The organism is Flavimobilis marinus, assembly GCF_900113055.1.
GTDB classification, from domain to species: Bacteria; Actinomycetota; Actinomycetes; order Actinomycetales; family Cellulomonadaceae; genus Flavimobilis; species Flavimobilis marinus.
The window spans coordinates 743,087-761,507 of record NZ_FONZ01000002.1 but is presented as its reverse complement, the minus strand read 5'-3'; the positions used below and the strand labels follow the sequence as shown (position 1 = coordinate 761,507).

Sequence of the window (18,421 nt, the reverse complement as noted above, 5' to 3'; positions counted from 1 at the left end):
AGTCCGGGCAGGGCCCGCGGTCAGACCTGCGGACGCGCCCCGAACACCGCCGACCCCACTCGCACGGTCGTCGCCCCTTCGGCGATCGCCAGCTCGAGGTCCCCGCTCATGCCCATCGACAGCTCGGCGGCATCCTCGGTCCCGGGAGCACCCGACCCGACGATCGTGTGCCGCAGCTCCCGCAGCAGCGCGTACCCGGCGCGCACGACCTCGGCGTCCGGGCTGTTCGCCCCGATCGTCATCAGCCCGCGCAGCCGCACACCCGGGAGGGCCGCGACGCGCAGGGCGAGCTCGACGGCGTCGTCGGGCGCCACCCCGAACTTCGAGGGCTCGCCCGAGACGTTGACCTGAACCAGCACGTCGAGCTCGCGCCCGACGGCGACGCACCGGTCGGAGATCCGCTCCGCCAGCGGCAGGGCGTCGATCGTCTCGATGCAGTCGACGTGGCGCAGGGCGGCGTTGACCTTGTTGGACTGCAGGTGGCCGATCAGGTGGATCCGCGGCGGCTGGGGGAGCGCGCCGAGCACCTCAGCCTTCGCGACGACCTCCTGCACCCGACTCTCCCCGAGCTGCTCCGCGCCGGCCAGCACGGCCTCGGCAGCGCGCTCGGCGGAGACAGTCTTCGACGCGAAGAGGATGCGCACGTCGTCGGGCGCACGGCCGGCAACCTCGGCGGCGGCGGCCACGCGGGCGCGGACGGCGGCGATCGCCTCGGACACCGGGGACGAAGTGATCATGGAACCGCATCGTAGTTGGCTCGCTCGTGCGCCATGATGGGGCGCATGCGGGGGCAGCCGGCAGGTGAGACGAGCGACGTCGGCGTTCCCGCGCACGCCCGCGCGGAGCCGGACGGCCCGCGCCAGGCGTTGGCCGACGTGCTGCGCCGCTGGGCACGCACCCCGCTTCCGCGCGACCGCACCGTGTCCCAGCCTTCCCGCTGGCCCGTGGCGATCCTCGCCGTCGTCGCCTTCGGTGCCTACCTCCTGCTCTCGCTCACGCGGTGGTGGCGGGCGGAGAACCCCAGCTGGGACCTCGCGATCTTCGAGCAGGCGATCCGCGGGTACGCGCACCTCGGCGCGCCGATCGTCGACATCAAGGGCCCGGGCTACCACCAGCTCGGCGACCACTTCTCCCCGCTGCTGGCCCTGGTCGCGCCCGTGTACCGGCTGTTCCCCGGCCCCGTCACGCTGCTGGTCGTCCAGTGCGCGCTGGTGGCCGTGTCGGTCGTGCCGCTCGCGCTCGTCGCGCGGCGGATCCTCGGCGCCTGGGCGGGCTTCGGCGTCGGCGTCGCGTACGCGTTCTCCTGGGGCCTGCAGTCCGCGGTCGACGTGCAGTTCCACGAGTACGCGCTGGCCGCGCCGATTCTCGCGTTCGGGCTCGCCGCCGCGCTCGAGGCCCGGTGGCGCACGGCGTGCGTGTGGATTCTGCTGCTGCTCGGCGTCAAGGAGGACCTGGGCCTGAGCGTCGCCGCGTTCGGCGTCGTGCTCTGGCTGTGGGGCGTGCGCCGCGCGGGCACCGCGATGGTCGCCGCGGGCGCGCTAGGGATGGCCTTCGTGCTGTTCGTCGCCGTGCCGTTCTTCAACCCGCACGGGCGCTACGACTACTGGGGCAAGCTGGGCGACGACGACGCCGCGGCAGGGTCGGGCAGCCTGCTCGCCTCCGTCGGGGACGCCCTGGTCGGCATCGTCCAGCCCGCCGACGTCAAGCTCCAGACCATCGTCATGCTGCTCGTCGTCACCGCGTTCGTCGCCGTGCGCTCGCCGCTGGTCCTCATGCTCGTGCCGACGCTGCTGTGGCGGTTCGCGGGGTCGAACCACTACTACTGGGGCACCACCTGGCACTACTCGATCATCCTCATGCCGGTCGTCTTCGCGGCGCTGATCGACGGGCTGCGGCTGCTGCGCGCCTCCCGGCACGACTGGGCACGCAGCGCCGCCCGCGCGGTGCCGGCCGTCGCTGTCGTGGTCGCCGCGGCGCTGACGACTCAGTACCCGTTGGGCGACCTGGCCAGGCCGGAGACCTACGTCGTCGGCGCGCGGGCCGCGGGGGCGGAGCGGGCGCTCGCGGTGATCCCGCCCGGAGCGAGCGTCGCGACCGACACGGGGCTGATCGTCCAGCTCGCGAAGGACCGCACCGTCTACTGGGTCACGACGGACTTGACCGTCCGGCCGGACTACGTCGCCATCTACACCACGCGCGGCTGGGGCCCCGACGCCCCGACCGACGTCGCCCGCTACGCCGAGCAGCTCTTCCCCGGCACGGACTACACGACGGCACACGACGCCGACGGCTTCCTGATCGCCCGCCGCACCCACCCCGCGATCCAGCTGCCCTGAGTGGGCACTCGCCGGGGCGTCAGGTGGTGGGGAGGGGGCCGACCGCGGTGATCTGGAGGACGACCTCGCCGGCCTCGTCGGACGCGTCAAGGTCGACCAGCGCGTCGAAGCCCCAGTCGAGGTCGCCGTCCGGGTCCTCGAGGACCTGACGCACCGACCACAGGCGGGGGTTGCCGTCGACGCCCTCGGTGATCTGGAGCAGCCGCGGTGACCGGGCGGACGGCCCGAACCCGATCGCGTCGTCACCGTAGTGCTCGAACATCGGGTCGAGGGCGTCTCGCCACTCGTCCGAGCCCCAGCCGGCCGCCCCGTCGAGGGACCCGAGAGTCGAGTACGCCTCGCGGGACGCGAGCTCGACGCGCCGGAACAGGGCGTTGCGCAGCAGCACCCGGAAGGCGCGCGGGTTGCCGGTGACCGGGCGTGCGGGAGCCTCGGCCCCCGCCCCGCTCAGGGGACCGTCCCCGACCAGGTCGTCCGCGTCGTCGTCCACCGGGTTGGACAGGCGCTCCCACTCGTCGAGCAGGCTCGAGTCGACGCCGCGCACGAGCTCGCCGAGCCACTCGGTGATCTCCTCGACCTCCTCGGTGCGGTGCTCCGCGGCCACGGTCTGACGCATCGCTCGGTACGCGTCGGCCAGGTAGCGCAGCAGCACGCCCTCGGTGCGGTCGAGCTGGAAGCGGGAGACGAACTCCGCGAACGTCTGCGCGCGCTCGACCATGTCCCGCACCACGGACTTCGGGGCGAGCTCGTGGTCCGCGACCCACGGGTTGGTGCGCTTGTAGCTCGCGAAGGCCGGCTCCAGGAGGTCGATCAGCGGCTTGGGCCAGCTCACGTCCTCGAGCGCGGCCATGCGCTCGTCGTAGTCGTAGCCCTCGGCCTTCATGGCGCCGATCGCCTCGCCGCGGGCGGCGCGCTCCTGGGCGTACAGCACCTGGCGCGGGTCGCTGAGCGTCGCCTCGATCACCGAGACGACGTCGAGCGCGTGGGTGGGGGCATCGACGTCGAGGAGCTCCTGGGCCGCGAGGGCGAACGGGGACAACGGCTGGTTGAGCGCGAAGTCCCGGGGGAGGTCGACGACGAGGCGCACGCGGGGCTCGCCGGGCCCGGGGTGCGCGACGCGCTCGACGATGCCTGCCTGGCGCAGTGAGCGGTAGATGCGGAACGTCTGGCGGACGTGCCGGGCCTTGGCGGCCTCGTTGTCGTGGTTGGTGGTGAGCAGGTGGCGCATCGCGTCGACCGGGTCGCCGCCCGCGGTGCGCGTGCGCGCGAGCACGTTGAGCACCATCGCGTGGTTGACGGTGAAGTGGCTGCTCAGTGGCTCCGGGTCGGCGTCGCGCAGGCGCTCGAAAGTCTTGTCGGTCCAGTTGACCGAGCCCTCGGGGGCCTTCTTCCGGACGATCTTCTTGAGCTTCTTCGGGTCGTCGCCCGCCTTGGCCAGCAGCTTGCGGTTCTCGACGACGTGGTCCGGGGCCATGACGAGCACGTCGCCCACGGTGTCGAACCCGGCGCGCCCGGCGCGGCCGGCGATCTGGTGGAACTCGCGGGCCGAGAGGTGGCGCATGCGCTCGCCGTCGTACTTCACCAGCGACGTGAACAGCACGGTGCGGATCGGCACGTTGATGCCCACGCCCAGGGTGTCGGTGCCGCACACGACCTTCAGCAGGCCCTGCTGGGTGAGGCGTTCCACCACGCGGCGGTACTTGGGCAGCATCCCCGCGTGGTGCACGCCGACGCCGTGCCGCAGGAACTTGCTCAGCGACCGGCCGAACCCGCTGGTGAACCGGAACGCGCCGAGCTCGGTGGCGATCGCGTCCCGCTCGGCGCGCGTGGCCACGGGGGTGCTGAGCAGCGACTGCGCGCGCTCGACCGCGTCCTTCTGGGTGAAGTGCACGACGTACACCGGCGCGCGGTGGGTGTTGACGAGCTCCTCGAGCACCTCGGTCAGCGGCTCGACGACGTAGTCGAACTGGAGCGGGACCGGGCGCTGGGCGCTCGTGACCTCGGCGACGGCCGTGCCCGTGCGCTTCTCGAGGTCCTCGCGGAAGGTTGTGGTGTCCCCGAGCGTCGCGCTCATGAGCAGGAACTGCGTGTCCGGGAGCTCGAGCAGCGGCACCTGCCACGCCCAGCCGCGCTGTGGGTCGGCATAGAAGTGGAACTCGTCCATGACGACCTGGGCGATCGCGTCCGGCCCCGTGCGGGTCGCGCCGTCGCGCAGCGCGATGTTCGCGAGGATCTCCGCGGTGCAGCAGATGATCGGGGCGTCCGGGTTCACCGCCGAGTCGCCGGTCATCATGCCCACGTTCTCCGAGCCGAAAGCCTCGACCAGGGCGAAGAACTTCTCGCTCACGAGCGCCTTGAGCGGGGCCGTGTAGTAGGTGCGGCCGCCCGTGCCGGCCCGGTGCGCGGCGAGGGCGGCGAAGTGAGCCCCCGTCGCGACGAGCGACTTGCCCGAGCCCGTCGGCGTGCTGAGGATGACGTGCGAGCCGCTGACGAGCTCCATGAGCGCCTCGGACTGCGCCGGGTACAGCGTGAGCCCACGGCCTTCGGCCCAGCCCGTGAACGCGTCGAACAGCGCGTCCGGGTCGGGGGAGGCGGGCAGGGCGGCAGTCAGGGAGGCATTCATCACCGCCCATCCTCCCAGCAAGTCGTCACGCGGTGTTCACCGGGCCGACGTGCGATGCATCCCTGCACGTCAGCGCGCCGCGCCACGCTGACGGCAACGGCCTCATCGAGGTCGTGCCCGGCGCTCGGCGCCGTGCGGAGGACGCCGTCACGACGACGGCGCGACCGATGGAGGACCACCCCGCATGTCAGTGCACACGAAGTGGGCCGTGACCGCGCTCGCGGTTTCGATGAGCCTCGCCCTCGCGGGCTGCGGCACCAACGCGGAGGCCGACGACGCCGCGAAGACCGCCGGTGGCAGCACCTCGGCCGCGGCGACGGCGACGTCCGCCGCCGACCTCGGTGGCATGGAGGCGCTGGTCGAGGCGGCCAAGGCCGAGGGCACGCTGAACGTGATCGCGCTGCCCGACGACTGGGCCAACTACGGTGCCCTCAAGGCGGCGTTCGCAGACAAGTACGGCATCACCGTGAACTCGATCCTGCCCGACGCCTCCTCCAAGGAGGAGATCGCTGCGGCGGACGCGAACCGGGGGACCGACCAGGCGCCCGACGTCTTCGACCTCGGCACGAACGTCGCGCTCGAGTCGACCCACTACTTCGCGCCGTACCAGGTCGAGACCTGGGAGCACATCCCGGACGAGAACAAGGAGCCCACGGGACTGTGGGTCAACGACTACACGGGCATCATGAGCGTCGGCTACAACGCCACGAAGCTCGGTGAGATCACTTCCCTCGACCAGCTCACGGACCCGAAGCTCGCCGGCACGGTCGCCCTCAACGGCAAGCCCGCGGAGGCCGGCGCGGCGTTCAGCGGCTTCCTCATGGCCAACGCGGTCGCAGGCGGCACGTTCGACGACGTCCAGCCCGGCCTGGATCTGTTCCGCGACCTCGCGGGCGCCGGCACGCTGAACCTCAAGGACGTCACCGCCGGGACGATCGACGCGGGCGAGCACGGCGTCGTCTTCGACTGGTCCTACAACCAGCTTTCCACCCAGGAGCGCCTCGCGGCCAAGGGCGTCGAGTGGAAGGTCTTCGTCCCCGAGGGCGGCGAGATCGTCTCCTTCTACAACCAGGCGATCAGCAAGGACGCCCCGCACCCCGCGGCCGCCCGGCTGTGGCAGGAGTTCCTGTTCTCGCCCGAGGCCCAGAACCTCTGGCTCGCCGGGGGCGCCCGGCCGGTGCTGTACGACTGGATGGAGACCGAGGGCACCCTCGACCCCGACGCGGCGTCGGCGCTCCCCGAGGTCGTCGGGACCCCGCAGACGCCCAGCACCGACCAGGCCGCGGCCATCAACACGACCCTCGCGGCCGAGTGGGACGCCACGGTCGGCTGATGACGCTCACCGCGCCGCTGCGCCTGCCCCGCGCCGTGCTCCGCACGGCCGGGGCGTGGCCGTTCTTCGCCTACACCGGGCTATTCCTGCTGCTCCCGACGGCGCTCGTCGTCGTCGGCGCCCTCACGGGGCCGGACGGTGCGTTCTCGCTCGACGGGATCCGTGCCGCGCTCACGCCCCGGACGGCGCAGGTGTTCTGGACCTCGGTGTGGCTGTCGGCGCTCACCGCCGCGGTGGGCGCGGTGCTCGGGGCGGTGATCGCCTACGCCCTGTCCACCGCGCCCGACGGCAGCGTCACCCGCCGGGTGGTGACCGCGTTCGTCTCGGTGCTCGCCCAGTTCGGCGGAGTCATGCTCGCGTTCGCGTTCGTCGCGGTGCTCGGCGCCAACGGCTTGGTCACGCGGCTCCTGCGCGAGCAGCTCGACGTCGCCGTGTCGCCCGGACTGCTGTCCAGCATGACGGGTCTGGTGCTCGTGTACTGCTACTTCCAGGTGCCACTGATGGTCGTGGTCTTCCTGCCCGCCGTCGACGGCCTGCGCCCGCAGTGGCGCGAGGCGACGACGACGATGGGCGGCACGACCGCGCAGTACTGGCGGCGCGTGGCCGGCCCGCTGCTCGCCCCCAGCTTCCTGGGCAGCTTCCTGCTGCTGTTCGCCAACGCGTTCTCCGCGTTCGCCACGGCCGCCGCGCTCATCTCCCAGCAGACCGTGATCGTGCCGATGGCGATCGAGTCCGCGATCCGCAACGAGAACAACACGGGCATGGACTCCTACGCCCAGGCGCTCGCGCTCGGGATGATCGCCGTGGTCGGCGTCGTGATGACGCTGCACGCCTGGCTGCAGCGCCGGAGCTCCGGGTGGGCCGCCGCATGAGCGCACAGGTGGCCACTCAGGCTCCCGTGGCGGCCGTGCCGCCGGCGAGCGCACCGTCGGCAGCCGCCGCCGTGCCGACCGGCACCCGCCATGCAGCCCGGCGCCGCGCACGCCAGCGATGGCTGCGCCGAGTGGTGCTGGGCGTCTCGCTCACGCTCCTTGCGCTGCCGATCGTCGCGCTGCTCGAGTTCTCGGTGCGGTACCCGCTCACGGGCGCCGTCGACCTCGACGCCTGGCGCAAGATCGTCTCTGGCCGCACGAGCGAGTACCAGACCCTCGCGCCGCTGTGGACAGGACTGACGAACTCGCTCGTCATGTGCGCGATCACCGTCACGCTCATGCTCGTGCTCCTCCTGCCCACGATGGTCTGGGTGCAGCTGCGCCGGCCGCGGCTCGGGCGCGCCCTCGAGCTCGTCTGCCTGCTGCCGCTGACGATCCCCGCGGTGGTGCTCGTCGTCGGGCTCGCCCCGGTGTACCGGGTGATCTCGACGCGCGTGCTCGACTCGTCGACCATCTGGCTGTCGTTCGCGTACGTGATCCTCGTGCTGCCCTTCGCCTACCGGGCGCTCGCGGCGGGCCTGCGCTCGATCGACCTCGTCACCCTGTCCGAGGCCGCGCGGAGCTTCGGGGCGAGCTGGTGGGTTGTGCTCGTCCGGGTCGTCGCCCCGAACATCCGCTCGGCCATCGTCTCCGCGTGCTTCCTCAGCGTGGCCGTCGTCCTCGGTGAGTTCACGCTCGCCCGCATCCTCGCCCGGGACAACCTGCAGACCGCCCTGTTCCAGATCAACCTCTCGGACAGCCAGGTCGCCGCCGCCATGGCCTTCCTGGCCCTCGTCGGCACGACCGTGCTGCTCGTCGTCGTCGACCTGCTCATGTCCCGGTCGCGCCCCACCCGCCCCCACGCTCCAGGAGTGACCGCCTCATGATCGCTGTACTCACCGACCACCGCCGCGAGCGGCGCACGTCCCGCAGCCCGCGTCCCGCGAACCGATCGCAGCCCCGCGCCGGCGCTGCCGCCGCCGCGGCTCAGCCCGTCCAGCTCGAGCACGTGACCCGCGCGTTTGGCGATGTCCGGGCCCTGGACGACCTGTGCCTCACTGCCGCCCCGGGGGAGCTGCTCGCTCTGCTCGGCCCGAGCGGGTGCGGTAAGACCACCGCGCTGCGCGCTCTCGCGGGCCTCGAGGACATCGACGCCGGTTCCATCCGGGTGGGTGGACGCGAGGTCGCCGACGTCCCGGCGCACCGGAGGGACATGGCCATGGTCTTCCAGGCCTACTCGCTGATGCCGCACATGACCGTCGCGCAGAACGTCGCGTTCGCCCTCGAGCTGCGCGGGGTGGCCCGGGCAGCCCGGGCGCGGACGGTCGACCACCACCTCGAGCTCGTCGGCCTGGGCGCGCACCGCGACCGCTACGCCCACCAGCTCTCCGGCGGGCAGCAGCAGCGGGTGGCCCTCGCCCGCGCCCTCGCCGTGCAGCCCTCGGTGCTCCTGCTGGACGAGCCGCTGTCCGCCCTCGACGCCAAGGTCCGTGTGCAGCTGCGCGAGGAGATCCGGCGCATCCAGACGGAGGTCGGCATCACCACGGTGTTCGTCACCCACGACCAGGAGGAGGCCCTCGCGGTCGCCGACACCGTCGCAATCATGGCGCACGGCAAGGTCGCCCAGCTGGGCGCCCCGCAGGACGTGTATGAGCGCCCGGCGTCGGCGTTCGTCGCCGAGTTCGTCGGGACGACCAACCGGCTCCCGGCCCGGGCGGCGGCCGAGACCGCCGTCGTGCCCGGCGTCGGCGTCGTGACTCTGCTGCCCGGGAGCGAGCGCGGTGACGTCGACGTGCTGGTGCGCCCGGAGGACGTCCGGCTGCTGCTCCCGGACGAGGCCCCCGTCGGCGGCGCGGACGCACGCGTGGTGGCGGTGTCGTACCTCGGGTCGCACGCACGGGTCCAGGCGCGGATGGCGAGTGGTGCGCTGGTCACGAGCCAGCTCCGCGTCGACGAGGCCTCGGTGCTGACGGTCGGGGCAGCGGTGCAGGTGCGGATCGGCGGTGCGCCGGCGCTCGCGGTGCTGCCCCGCGCGTGACCCCAGCCTTGCTGCCGGCGCCTGCCGCGCCGCCGGCCGCCGCGCTGCTGGCTGGCGCGCCGCCGGCTGCCGCGCTGCCGGCTCCCGCGACTTCGTGAGTTTGCTCCCGACTTCGTCAGTTTGAATTCACGAAGTCGCGGGCAAAGTGACGAAGTCGCGGAATCCTGGTGGCGGGGGTTGCGCACGGCCGGGCGGCGGGCCGCGGGCAGCAGCGGTGGCTGGGGCGGGTGGGCGGTGCTAGGAACGAGGGATGGTTGCGCTCTGGACCCTGGGTCACGGTCGGCTCGACGAGGACGGGTTGCTCGCCCAGCTCGCGACGGCCGACGTCCGCCGGCTCGTCGACGTCCGGCGGTTCCCCGGCAGCCGCACGAACCACGCGGTCAGCCGCGACGTGCTGCCGAACTGGCTGCCCGACGCAGGCGTCGAGTACGTGTGGGCGCCGGACCTCGGCGGACGCCGGACCCTCCCCAAGGACGAGCCGGTGGTCGACACCTGGTGGCGCGTGGCGGCATTCCAGGCCTACGCCGCCTACACGCGCACCCCGGAGTTCTCGGCCGCGCTCGACGCCCTCCTCGCGCAGGCCGACGAGGTCCCGACCGCGATCATGTGCTCGGAGAGCGTCTGGTGGCGCTGCCACCGGCGCGTGATCGCCGATGTCGCGGTGCTCGGCCGGGACGCGCAGGTCACCCACCTGATGCCCGGCGGACGCACGACGGCGCACGCTCCGTCGTCGGGCGCGCGGCGCCTGCCCGACGGCAGCCTTGTCTGGGACGGTGCGCCCGAGTGAGGCCCTAGTTGCGAGTGCGGCGCCGGCGACGCACGAGCAGCGCGGTCCCCGTCACGATCGTCCCGGTGCCGTAGACCACGAACAGCACGGCCATCGCCCACTCGAGCGCGCCGAACGTCACCTGGCCCGTGCGCTGGTTCGCCACGAGCATCGCGCCGAGGAGCAGGACGGCGGTGCCGAGGGCGAGCCGCAGGAGGGGAACCTCCCAGAAGAGCAGACGCAGCTGGGCGAGCGGACCGGTGCCCCGCGGGCGGTCCAGCATGACCGCCGCGATGCCCGCGGCGGCCGCACCGACCTGACCGCGGCGCGCCGGCACGGTCTGTGCGACGTCCTGAGGAGCGGCGCCGTCGAGCACCTCGAGCGCGACCCGGGGGAGGCCCAGATGTCTGCTTGCCGCCGGCAGCAGCCGTGCGGGATCGTCGAGGGCTGCGTCGTCGAGGGCGGGTGGGATGGCCGGGCCGTGCTCCCGCAGGCTCGCGGCACGCACGCCAGGCTCGGCGCCGTTCCACCGCGCGGGCTCCGCCAGGAGTGCCGCGAGATGGCTCGCTTCCGTGTGTGCCATGGACCCGACCGGACGCATCGACGGGGACGCGGCCGCGACGAACCTGCGCTCGCCGGGACGCTTCGCCACGAGACCGTGCTCGTCGCCCATGCGCCAGCCGATGAACCACGGCTCGTGGCTCCGACCAAACCCCGGCCGTGGTTCGAGTGTCGCGGTCGGCTCCGTTGGCCAGGCCACGATCCATCCTGCCGTCTCGACGTGACTCACGGGGACGCCGAGGCGGGTCGCGAGGGGGAGGAGGGTGTGGGTCGCGTACTGGTCCGCACGCCACGCGTAGATGGTGCGGCACGCGGCGGGCTCGCGTCCGCCGTCCCGCGGGGCGCGGCGCTGGCGCCCGTCCGGGCCGACGACGAGGCGCCCGCCGACGGTGACGTCCGCCTGGAGGTCCGCGGCGAGGAGGCCGGCGAGCTCGTGACGGGTGGGGCCGGGGGAGGGTGTGCCGTGGTCGTCGAGCGCCACGCGGGCTGTGCCGGCCGACCGTGCCCCGCGCTCGATGCCCACGTGCACCGCGACGGTCCCGGGTCGTGCGTACACCGTTCCCTCCTGCACCGCGGCGACGACGCGGCGGGCGGCGAGCGCGGCGGCGACCTCGGCGGGCTCGAGGTGACCGGTGGGGCGAGCGACCACGAGCACCGCGTCTGCCCATCGCTCGACCAAGGGATCGCAGGGCGTACGGGTCGTCATGGAGGCGTTTATACCAGCAGGGGTGGACGTCGCTGGTCCGGCGGTGGGAGACTCGCCGGACAGCGTCGAGGGTTGGCGCACGGGGGCGACTACGGGGGCAGTCATGACGACGACGAGCAGACGCGTGTGGGCCGGGGCTGCGGCCGTGGTCACGATGGCAGGACTCGCGGGGTGCGCCCCCGACGCAGACCCGGCGACGTCGGCGAACCAGGGGCCGGCGAGCTCGGCCGCCTGCGCGCAGCCGCAGCTGGCGGTCTACCCGGCCGCCGTGGCTGCCGGCGAGAAGGTCTACGTCTCCGGCACCTGGTTCACCGCGGACTGCGACGACACCGTGGAGATCGTGAATGGCCGCGAGGTCGCCGAGCCGGTGGTACCCCTGACGGGCATCGACGTGGTGCTGCGGCAAGCCGGCGAGGAGGTCGCGCGCACCACACTTGACGCCGACGCCAAGGGCCGCTTCTCGACGTCGCTCGTGCTCCCTGCGGGCGCGACGACTGGGACGGTCGAGGTCACCGCGGGCCACGCTGAGCCGAGCTCGATCGACGTCGTCGCGGGCTGAGCGCCCAGCGGCTCAGGCCTGCGTGGCTCGGGAGCCCCACTCCGTGGGCGGGCCGAGCATGAGCAGCACGCTCATCACGACGACGCACGTGACCACGAAGCCGACCACGAACAGCACGGGGTGCGTGAGCAGCCAGCGCAGCGCGCGGTCCACGACCGTGCCGTCGCGCGGGTCGGCGGTCGCCTGCGTGCGCCACGGCCCCTCGAGCCGGCCGGTCCGGTGCGCCCAGCGGTCGAACGGGATGGTCGCCCACGGCACGACGGCGGTCGCGACGGCACCCGCCGTCACGCGCGCTGCCCAGCGCTGGTTCAGGCCGGTCACGAGCGCCGTGAACGCGTAGACGATGAAGACGAAGCCGTGCAGCCCGCCGGCCACCCGCACGGGCAGGTCCCCGGCCTCGAAGCCGTACTTGGCGATCATCGCCGCGATCAGGAGCGTCCACGTGACGGCCTCCGCGAGCGCGACGCTCCGGAAGAACCGCTGCGGGGTGAACGCGGACGGGGGAGCGGTGGTCGTGGTCACGAGGGCGTCCTCTCGGCAGATGTCGGGCGGTGGCTGGGGAGCGTGGTGCTGCCGAGGGCCGCGTCGCACGCCGCGACGAGGCGCTCGCGGAGCTCCCCGGCGCGCTCGGCGAAGCCGCGCTGGCGCTCGGAGTACTCGGCCTTGCCGGCGGGCGTCTCGATCGCGACCGGGGGCAGGTCGTACGCGCTCACGTCGTAGGGCGAGGCCTGCATGTCGAGGGTGCGCACGTCGCGGGCGAGCGCGAAGCAGTCGAGCAGCAGCTCGCCGGGGACGACTGGCCCGAGCTTCTCGGCCCACTTGAGCAGGTCCATGTTGGCGTGGAGGCACCCGGGCTGCTCGAGCTCCGGCTGCGAGGCGCGCGTCGGCTGCAGCTTGTTCAGCCCCACGGCCTCGGGCGTGAAGAACCGGAACGCGTCGAAGTGGCTGCAGCGCACGGGATGGGAGTCCACGACGGCGTCGGTCCCCTCGGGGCCCAGTCGCAGCGGCAGCGCGTGGCGGGTGCCGCGCTCGCGGTAGACCATCGCCCACTCGTGCAGGCCGAAGCAGCCGACGTTCGCCGGGCGCGCAGCGGTCCGTGCGAGCAGGTCGCGCACGTAGCGCACCGTGTCCTCGCGGTCGGCGAGGAACGCGGCGACGTCGACGCTCAGCCCGCCGCCGTCGAGCCGGTACCACCGCCAGGCCGCACGCTCGGGCAGGTCGGTCCCGACGTCGTCGGGCAGCGTGAGCGTAACGCCGACGCCCGGGTGCCAGCGCCGCAGCCGGGCCGGGCGCGTGGGGTAGTACGTGAAGAGGAAGTCCTCGATCGCGTGCGACTCGCCGCGCTGCTTGCGCTCACGCCACCCGGCGGTGAGCGCGTCGGCACGGGCCTCGTGGGCGGCCTCGCGGGCGCGCCACACCTCGGGCTCGAGGTGCTGCGGGGTCGGCGAGGTCACCGGACCAGGGTACGGGGGCGCCGACGACGCCCGCCCCGCGCCCGGAAGAGTCAGAACAGCGCGATCTTCTCCGCGGGCGGGAAGATCTCGTCGAGGCGCGCGAGCGTCGCGCCGTCCAGCGCACGGACCGCTCCGGCGTTCTGCCGGACCTGGTCAGGGCGGGTGGCGCCGGCGATCACCGAGGCGACGACGTCCTGGGCCGCGAGCCACGAGAACGCCAGGGCGACCGGCGGCATGCCGAGGTCCCCAGCGAGGTCGGCGAACGCCTCGAGCGCCTCCCACGGCGCGCGCTCGAGCAGTTGCGGCTTAGCGTGGCTGAGCCGTCCGTCGGCGGGCGCGTGATCCCGGGTGTACTTGCCGGTGAGCAGGCCGTTGGCGAGGGGGAAGTACGGCAGCACGCCGAGGCCGAACGCACGGGCGGCGGGCACCACCTCGAGCTCGGCGCGGCGGTCGAGCAGGTTGTAGTGGCTCTGGCTCGAGATGAACCGCTCGGTCCCGAGCGCGCGGGCGACGTGCTCGGCGTGGGCGATCTGCCACCCGGCGTGGTTGGAGTGCCCGACATAGCGGACCTTGCCGTCGCGAACCAGCGCGTCGAGCGCGCTCAGGGTCTCCTCGATCGGTGTCTGCACGTCGGGGGTGTGCAGCTGCAGCAGATCGATCCGGTCCGTGCGCAGCCGCCGCAGCGATCCCTCGACCGCCCGCACGAGGTAGTGCCGCGATCCGCGCGCCCCGTGGTCCGGCCCGTTCAGCCCGCGCGCGTCCATGCCGAACTTCGTCGCGACCACCGCGTCGTCGCGCTGCCCCTCGAGCGCCGCTCCGAGCAGCTCCTCGGACAGTCCCGGCTCGTGACCGTAGACGTCGGCGACGTCGAAGAACGTGATCCCCGCGTCGAGGGCGGCGTGCACGACGGCGCGGGTGCCGTCGAGGTCCGCGGTCGCGGTGCCCGCGCGGCCGAGGTTGTTGCAGCCGAGGCCGACGACAGACACGCTCAGTCCGGAGCGGCCCAGGCGGCGCTGCAGGGGTGCGGTGGCGGTGGGGTCGGTCGTCGTCATGGCACCAACCTACGACGACCCGAGCCGCCCATCATGTGGTCGGCGCGTGACCACAGCGTGGTCGCGGACCTACCGTGACGCCCATGAGCGCCCAGCCGACCTCCACCGCCGACGTGCCCGACGACACCTACGTCCATGGGCACCACGAGTCGGTCCTGCGGTCCCACCGCTGGCGCACGGCCGAGAACTCGGCTGCCTATCTCCTGCCGCACCTCACCGAGGGCCTGCGGGTCCTCGACGTCGGCTGCGGCCCGGGCACGATCACCGTGGACCTCGCCCAGACCGTCGGCCCGGGTGTGGTGACGGGCGTCGACACGTCGGCCGCCGTGCTCGAGGAGGCCCGGGCGCTCGCCGAGCGCTCCGGCGTCGCCAACATCGAGTTCGTGCAGGGCGACGTCTACGCCCTGCCGTTCGACGACGACTCCTTCGACATCGCGCACGCCCACCAGGTGCTGCAGCACGTCAGCGACCCGGTCGCGGCGCTGCGCGAGATGCGCCGCGTCACGCGACCCGGCGGGCTCGTGGCGGTCCGCGACGCCGACTACGCGGCGATGACCTGGTACCCGGAGTCCGCCGCGCTGACCGAGTGGAACACGCTGTACCACGAGGTGGCGACCACGGCCGGCGGTGAGCCCGACGCCGGGCGTCGCCTGCTGTCGTGGACGCTCGCCGCCGGCTTCACGCCCGACGACGTCACGGCGTCGGCGGGCGTCTGGTGCTACGCGAACCCGGCCGAGCGCGCGTGGTGGGGCGACCTGTGGGCCCAGCGCTGCCTGTCCTCCCAGTTCGGCATCCAGGCGCGCGAGACGGGCCTGGCCGACGACGTCGCGCTCGAGGAGCTCGCCCACGGCTGGCGCGAGTGGGCGAGCGAGCCCGACGGCTGGTTCGCGATCACCCACGGGGAGATCCTCGCGCGCGTGTGACCCGGCGGGGCCCCGCACCGCGGGTGGGACCAGCGGTGCGCTGGGTAGGGTAGCCACGTGCGTATCGCGAGATTCACCAACGGCAACGACCCCCGCTTCGCCCTCGTCGACGGCGAGCCCGGCTCCGAGGAGCTGGTCGTCCTCACGGGCGACCCCCTCTACATGCCGGTCAAGCCGACCGGTGAGCGCGTCCCGCTCTCCGACGCCGTGCGGCTGCTCGCGCCCGTGATCCCGCGCTCCAAGGTCGTCGGCGTCGGGCGCAACTACGCGGACCACGTCAAGGAGATGGGCAACGACGTGCCCACCGAGCCGCTGCTGTTCCTCAAGCCCAACACCTCGGTCGTCGGCCCCGACGACCCCATCGTGCTGCCGTCGTTCTCGCAGGAGGTCAGCTACGAGGCCGAGCTCGCTGTCGTGATCGGCAAGATCACGAAGGACGTCGAGCCCGAGCACGCTCTCGAGAAGGTCTTCGGCTACACCGTCGCCAACGACGTCACCGCGCGCGACGCCCAGCGGGGCGACGGGCAGTGGGCGCGCGCCAAGGGCTTCGACTCCTCGTGCCCCCTCGGCCCGTGGATCGAGACCGACCTGGACCCCGACGCCGTCGCCGTCCGCTCGCGCGTCAACGGTGAGGCCCGCCAGGACGGGCACACCGAGCAGATGATCTTCGACGTGCGGTTCCTGATCTCCTATGTCTCGCGCGCCTTCACCCTGCTGCCCGGCGACGTCATCCTCACGGGGACGCCGGCGGGCGTCGGCTCGATCGTGCACGCCGACCGCGTCGAGTGCGAGGTCGAGGGCATCGGCACGCTGATGAACCCGGTGATCCGCCGGGACTGACGCCCCGTCGGCTTCGCTCTCGCCGGTGCGAGGGCGACGGCTAGAGCTCCGTCGCCTCGAGCAGCAGGCCCAGCCGTTCGAGCGTCTCAGACTCGGCGAGCTCGACCTCGCAGGACTCGAGCCTCACCCAGCCGTCGCGCGTGACGGTCTCGAGGATCACCTCACGGCCGTCGGCGTCGCTCGGGCACTCGGTCGCCTCGCCGGCAACCAGGCTGTCGGGCTCGAGGTCGGTCCCCGCGGTGCTCCACCACTCGAGGTCGGCGGGGTGCACCTCGCCCGTGCCGACGACGACGCCCTGCTCCGAGCGGGTCCACGTGCCGTCCCGCTCGACGGCGAGCACGGTCTCGCACTCCGTGCCGTCGGCGCACATGCCGCCGCGCAGCGTGAGCACCGCCACCGCGTCGCCGGGCGGGGCGTCGGCGTCCGGGGTCGCCTCGGCCGTCTCGGAGGGGCTCGGGGCCGCGGTCGCGTCGTCGGCAGGCGTCGTCGGTGTCGACGGCTCCGGCGAGGGCGTCACCGTCGACGCGGGGCTCGTGGTCGTGGGCGCGGGGGCCGAGGGCTCGGCCGGCTCCGGGTCGTCCGTGCAGGCGGCGAGCAGGAGGCCGGTGGCGAGGGCGAGCGCGACGGCGCGGCGCGCAGGGCGGCGGAGCGCGGTGGACGGTGGACGCGGCACGGTGGGCTCCTGTCGGCGGCGGGGCGTGACGGACGGCGAACGTGCAGCCGAGCGCTGCTCGCCACAACGTAACTCGGATTGCACTGGGTACGCTGGGCGTGGCCCTCGGGCCCTCCCGTCCCCGTCGTTGAAACTCAGGTGCTCTGTGTCCGTCGAGACTTCCGCCCCCGCCGTCCGCGTCCGGTTCTGCCCGTCGCCCACCGGCACCCCGCACGTCGGGCTGATCCGCACGGCGCTGTTCAACTGGGCCTACGCGCGGCACGTGGGCGGCACGTTCGTCTTCCGGATCGAGGACACCGACGCCGCGCGCGACTCGCAGGAGAGCTACGACCAGCTCCTGGACGCCATGCGCTGGCTCGGCATGGACTGGGACGAGGGCGTCGAGGTCGGGGGACCTCACGAGCCCTACCGCCAGTCCCAGCGCGGCGACATCTACCAGGACGTGATCACCAAGCTCGTCGAGGGCGGCTACGCCTACGAGTCGTTCTCGACGCCGGAGGAGATCTCCGCGCGCAACACCGCCGCCGGCCGCCCCTCGGTGATGGGCTACGACGGCTACGACCGCACGCTCACCGACGAGCAGAAGGCCGCGTTCCGCGCCGAGGGCCGCGAGCCCGTGCTGCGCCTGCGCATGCCCGACGAGGACGTCACCTTCACCGACCTCGTGCGCGGCGAGGTCACCTTCAAGGCCGGCTCGGTGCCCGACTTCGTGATCGTCCGCGGCAACGGCCAGCCCCTCTACACGCTGGTGAACCCCGTCGACGACGCCCTGATGAACATCACGCACGTGCTGCGCGGCGAGGACCTGCTCTCCTCGACCCCGCGCCAGGTCGTGCTCTACCGGGCGCTGCTCGAGCTCGGCGTCGCGAGCGTGATGCCGCAGTTCGGGCACCTGCCGTACGTCATGGGTGAGGGCAACAAGAAGCTGTCCAAGCGCGACCCCGAGTCCAACCTGTTCCTGCACCGTGAGCGTGGCTTCACCCCCGAGGGGCTGCTCAACTACCTCTCGCTGCTCGGCTGGAGCATCGCGGCGGACCGCGACATCTTCTCGGTCGAGGAGCTCGTCGCGGCGTTCGACATCGCCGACGTGAACCCGAACCCGGCACGCTTCGACCTCAAGAAGGCCGAGGCCATCAACGCCACGCACCTGCGGCTCCTCGCTCCCGAGGACTTCCGCGCCCGCCTGGTGCCGTACCTGCACGCCAGCAGCCATCTCGCCGCGGCCACCTACGACGAGCTCGACGCGGACCAGCGCCGCCTGCTCGACGCCGCGGCGCCGCTCGCCCAGGAACGCATGACCCTCCTGGGGGAGGCGCCGGGCATGCTCGGGTTCCTGTTCGTCGGGGACGAGGCGGTGCAGTACGAGGCCGAGGCCCTGGCGGCGCTCAAGGACGACGCACCCGCCGTGCTCGACCGCGCCGTCGAGGTCCTTGCCGGCCTCGACGACTTCTCGCCGACGGCGCAGCAGGACGCGCTCAAGGCCGCGCTCGTCGAGGAGATGGGCATCAAGCCGAAGTTCGCCTACGCGCCGCTGCGCGTCGCGCTCACCGGCCGCCGGGTCTCGCCGCCGCTGTTCGAGTCCATGGAGATCCTCGGCAAGGACGCGTCGATCACGCGCCTGGCCAACCTGCGGGCGACGCTCTGAC

The 18,421-nt window shown here is 73.1% G+C and carries 17 protein-coding genes; 10 read left to right on the top strand and 7 right to left on the bottom strand.

The window, feature by feature from the left end; translation table 11 throughout:
* Positions 1-20 precede the first annotated feature (20 nt).
* Entirely contained in the window at positions 21-737 is a 717-nt protein-coding gene (locus tag BMZ30_RS08495) for a YggS family pyridoxal phosphate-dependent enzyme (RefSeq protein WP_093377190.1), read from the bottom strand.
* 45 nt (positions 738-782) lie between these two features.
* Between BMZ30_RS08495 and BMZ30_RS08490 the strand changes: the two genes are divergently transcribed.
* Positions 783-2,336, top strand: a complete 1,554-nt coding sequence (locus BMZ30_RS08490) for a DUF2079 domain-containing protein (RefSeq protein ID WP_177191313.1) — start codon at positions 783-785, stop codon at positions 2,334-2,336.
* A gap of 19 nt (positions 2,337-2,355) precedes the next feature.
* Here BMZ30_RS08490 and BMZ30_RS08485 read toward each other — a convergent pair whose 3' ends face one another.
* The gene (locus tag BMZ30_RS08485; protein ID WP_093377185.1) at positions 2,356-4,959 is read right to left on the bottom strand and encodes a DEAD/DEAH box helicase; all 2,604 of its coding nucleotides are present in this window, start codon (positions 4,957-4,959) and stop codon (positions 2,356-2,358) included.
* A gap of 184 nt (positions 4,960-5,143) precedes the next feature.
* On the opposite strand from BMZ30_RS08485, the gene BMZ30_RS08480 reads away from it, so the two are divergent.
* The 5 genes from BMZ30_RS08480 to BMZ30_RS08460 all read left to right on the top strand — a co-directional run bounded on the left by BMZ30_RS08480 (position 5,144) and on the right by BMZ30_RS08460 (position 10,028).
* Positions 5,144-6,292, top strand: coding sequence for an ABC transporter substrate-binding protein (locus BMZ30_RS08480; RefSeq protein ID WP_093377182.1), 1,149 nt, complete (start codon positions 5,144-5,146; stop codon positions 6,290-6,292).
* The gene (locus BMZ30_RS08475) at positions 6,292-7,164 is read left to right on the top strand and encodes an ABC transporter permease (protein ID WP_093377492.1); all 873 of its coding nucleotides are present in this window, start codon (positions 6,292-6,294) and stop codon (positions 7,162-7,164) included. The genes BMZ30_RS08480 and BMZ30_RS08475 overlap by 1 nt, the downstream gene beginning before the upstream one ends.
* The gene (locus BMZ30_RS08470) at positions 7,161-8,090 is read left to right on the top strand and encodes an ABC transporter permease subunit (RefSeq protein ID WP_093377489.1); all 930 of its coding nucleotides are present in this window, start codon (positions 7,161-7,163) and stop codon (positions 8,088-8,090) included. Before BMZ30_RS08475 ends, BMZ30_RS08470 begins: the two co-directional genes overlap by 4 nt.
* A complete protein-coding gene (locus tag BMZ30_RS08465) occupies positions 8,087-9,241 on the top strand; it encodes an ABC transporter ATP-binding protein (protein WP_093377180.1) in 1,155 nt (384 codons plus the stop codon). Before BMZ30_RS08470 ends, BMZ30_RS08465 begins: the two co-directional genes overlap by 4 nt.
* Positions 9,242-9,491: 250 nt before the next feature.
* Positions 9,492-10,028 carry a DUF488 domain-containing protein gene (locus BMZ30_RS08460; protein ID WP_093377177.1) on the top strand — a complete coding sequence of 179 codons (537 nt, stop codon included), beginning with the start codon at positions 9,492-9,494 and terminating at the stop codon, positions 10,026-10,028.
* A gap of 4 nt (positions 10,029-10,032) precedes the next feature.
* Here BMZ30_RS08460 and BMZ30_RS08455 read toward each other — a convergent pair whose 3' ends face one another.
* On the bottom strand, positions 10,033-11,274 hold the full coding sequence (locus BMZ30_RS08455; RefSeq protein ID WP_143073157.1) for a hypothetical protein: 1,242 nt from the start codon (positions 11,272-11,274) through the stop codon (positions 10,033-10,035).
* A 103-nt stretch (positions 11,275-11,377) separates the two neighbouring features.
* Between BMZ30_RS08455 and BMZ30_RS08450 the strand changes: the two genes are divergently transcribed.
* Positions 11,378-11,833 (top strand): hypothetical protein, encoded by a 456-nt coding sequence (locus tag BMZ30_RS08450; protein WP_143073156.1) that lies wholly within the window; start codon positions 11,378-11,380, stop codon positions 11,831-11,833.
* A gap of 12 nt (positions 11,834-11,845) precedes the next feature.
* Here the strand turns inward: BMZ30_RS08450 and BMZ30_RS08445 are convergent, their stop codons facing one another.
* Genes BMZ30_RS08445 through BMZ30_RS08435 form a run of 3 tightly spaced genes read right to left on the bottom strand, consistent with a single transcriptional unit; the run spans position 11,846 to position 14,339 of the window.
* Positions 11,846-12,355 (bottom strand): DUF3817 domain-containing protein, encoded by a 510-nt coding sequence (locus tag BMZ30_RS08445; protein ID WP_093377170.1) that lies wholly within the window; start codon positions 12,353-12,355, stop codon positions 11,846-11,848.
* Positions 12,352-13,287 carry a 3-methyladenine DNA glycosylase gene (locus BMZ30_RS08440; protein ID WP_093377167.1) on the bottom strand — a complete coding sequence of 312 codons (936 nt, stop codon included), beginning with the start codon at positions 13,285-13,287 and terminating at the stop codon, positions 12,352-12,354. Before BMZ30_RS08440 ends, BMZ30_RS08445 begins: the two co-directional genes overlap by 4 nt.
* Before the next feature lie 50 nt (positions 13,288-13,337).
* Positions 13,338-14,339 carry an aldo/keto reductase gene (locus BMZ30_RS08435; protein ID WP_093377164.1) on the bottom strand — a complete coding sequence of 334 codons (1,002 nt, stop codon included), beginning with the start codon at positions 14,337-14,339 and terminating at the stop codon, positions 13,338-13,340.
* A gap of 83 nt (positions 14,340-14,422) precedes the next feature.
* Between BMZ30_RS08435 and BMZ30_RS08430 the strand changes: the two genes are divergently transcribed.
* Both BMZ30_RS08430 and BMZ30_RS08425 read left to right on the top strand, forming a co-directional pair.
* The gene (locus BMZ30_RS08430) at positions 14,423-15,262 is read left to right on the top strand and encodes a methyltransferase domain-containing protein (protein ID WP_093377162.1); all 840 of its coding nucleotides are present in this window, start codon (positions 14,423-14,425) and stop codon (positions 15,260-15,262) included.
* A gap of 57 nt (positions 15,263-15,319) precedes the next feature.
* Positions 15,320-16,102 carry a fumarylacetoacetate hydrolase family protein gene (locus BMZ30_RS08425; protein WP_093377159.1) on the top strand — a complete coding sequence of 261 codons (783 nt, stop codon included), beginning with the start codon at positions 15,320-15,322 and terminating at the stop codon, positions 16,100-16,102.
* Positions 16,103-16,142: 40 nt separating this feature from the next.
* On the opposite strand, the gene BMZ30_RS08420 is transcribed toward BMZ30_RS08425, so the two are convergent.
* On the bottom strand, positions 16,143-16,775 hold the full coding sequence (locus BMZ30_RS08420; RefSeq protein WP_093377157.1) for a hypothetical protein: 633 nt from the start codon (positions 16,773-16,775) through the stop codon (positions 16,143-16,145).
* A gap of 145 nt (positions 16,776-16,920) precedes the next feature.
* Here BMZ30_RS08420 and gltX point away from each other — a divergent pair, with 145 nt between their 5' ends.
* Complete coding sequence (gene gltX, locus BMZ30_RS08415; protein WP_093377154.1) at positions 16,921-18,420, top strand: glutamate--tRNA ligase; 1,500 nt, start codon at positions 16,921-16,923, stop codon at positions 18,418-18,420.
* The last annotated feature ends 1 nt before the right edge of the window (position 18,421 follow it).

Excerpts from the sequence above, each read along its gene's own strand:
- BMZ30_RS08495 (WP_093377190.1), bottom strand. The coding sequence starts at position 737 with ATGATCACTTCGTCCCCGGTGTCCGAGGCGATCGCCGCCGTCCGCGCC.
- BMZ30_RS08490 (WP_177191313.1), top strand. The coding sequence starts at position 783 with ATGCGGGGGCAGCCGGCAGGTGAGACGAGCGACGTCGGCGTTCCCGCG.
- BMZ30_RS08485 (WP_093377185.1), bottom strand. The coding sequence starts at position 4,959 with ATGAATGCCTCCCTGACTGCCGCCCTGCCCGCCTCCCCCGACCCGGAC.
- BMZ30_RS08480 (WP_093377182.1), top strand. The coding sequence starts at position 5,144 with ATGTCAGTGCACACGAAGTGGGCCGTGACCGCGCTCGCGGTTTCGATG.
- BMZ30_RS08475 (WP_093377492.1), top strand. The coding sequence starts at position 6,292 with ATGACGCTCACCGCGCCGCTGCGCCTGCCCCGCGCCGTGCTCCGCACG.
- BMZ30_RS08470 (WP_093377489.1), top strand. The coding sequence starts at position 7,161 with ATGAGCGCACAGGTGGCCACTCAGGCTCCCGTGGCGGCCGTGCCGCCG.
- BMZ30_RS08465 (WP_093377180.1), top strand. The coding sequence starts at position 8,087 with ATGATCGCTGTACTCACCGACCACCGCCGCGAGCGGCGCACGTCCCGC.
- BMZ30_RS08460 (WP_093377177.1), top strand. The coding sequence starts at position 9,492 with ATGGTTGCGCTCTGGACCCTGGGTCACGGTCGGCTCGACGAGGACGGG.
- BMZ30_RS08455 (WP_143073157.1), bottom strand. The coding sequence starts at position 11,274 with ATGACGACCCGTACGCCCTGCGATCCCTTGGTCGAGCGATGGGCAGAC.
- BMZ30_RS08450 (WP_143073156.1), top strand. The coding sequence starts at position 11,378 with ATGACGACGACGAGCAGACGCGTGTGGGCCGGGGCTGCGGCCGTGGTC.
- BMZ30_RS08435 (WP_093377164.1), bottom strand. The coding sequence starts at position 14,339 with ATGACGACGACCGACCCCACCGCCACCGCACCCCTGCAGCGCCGCCTG.
- BMZ30_RS08430 (WP_093377162.1), top strand. The coding sequence starts at position 14,423 with ATGAGCGCCCAGCCGACCTCCACCGCCGACGTGCCCGACGACACCTAC.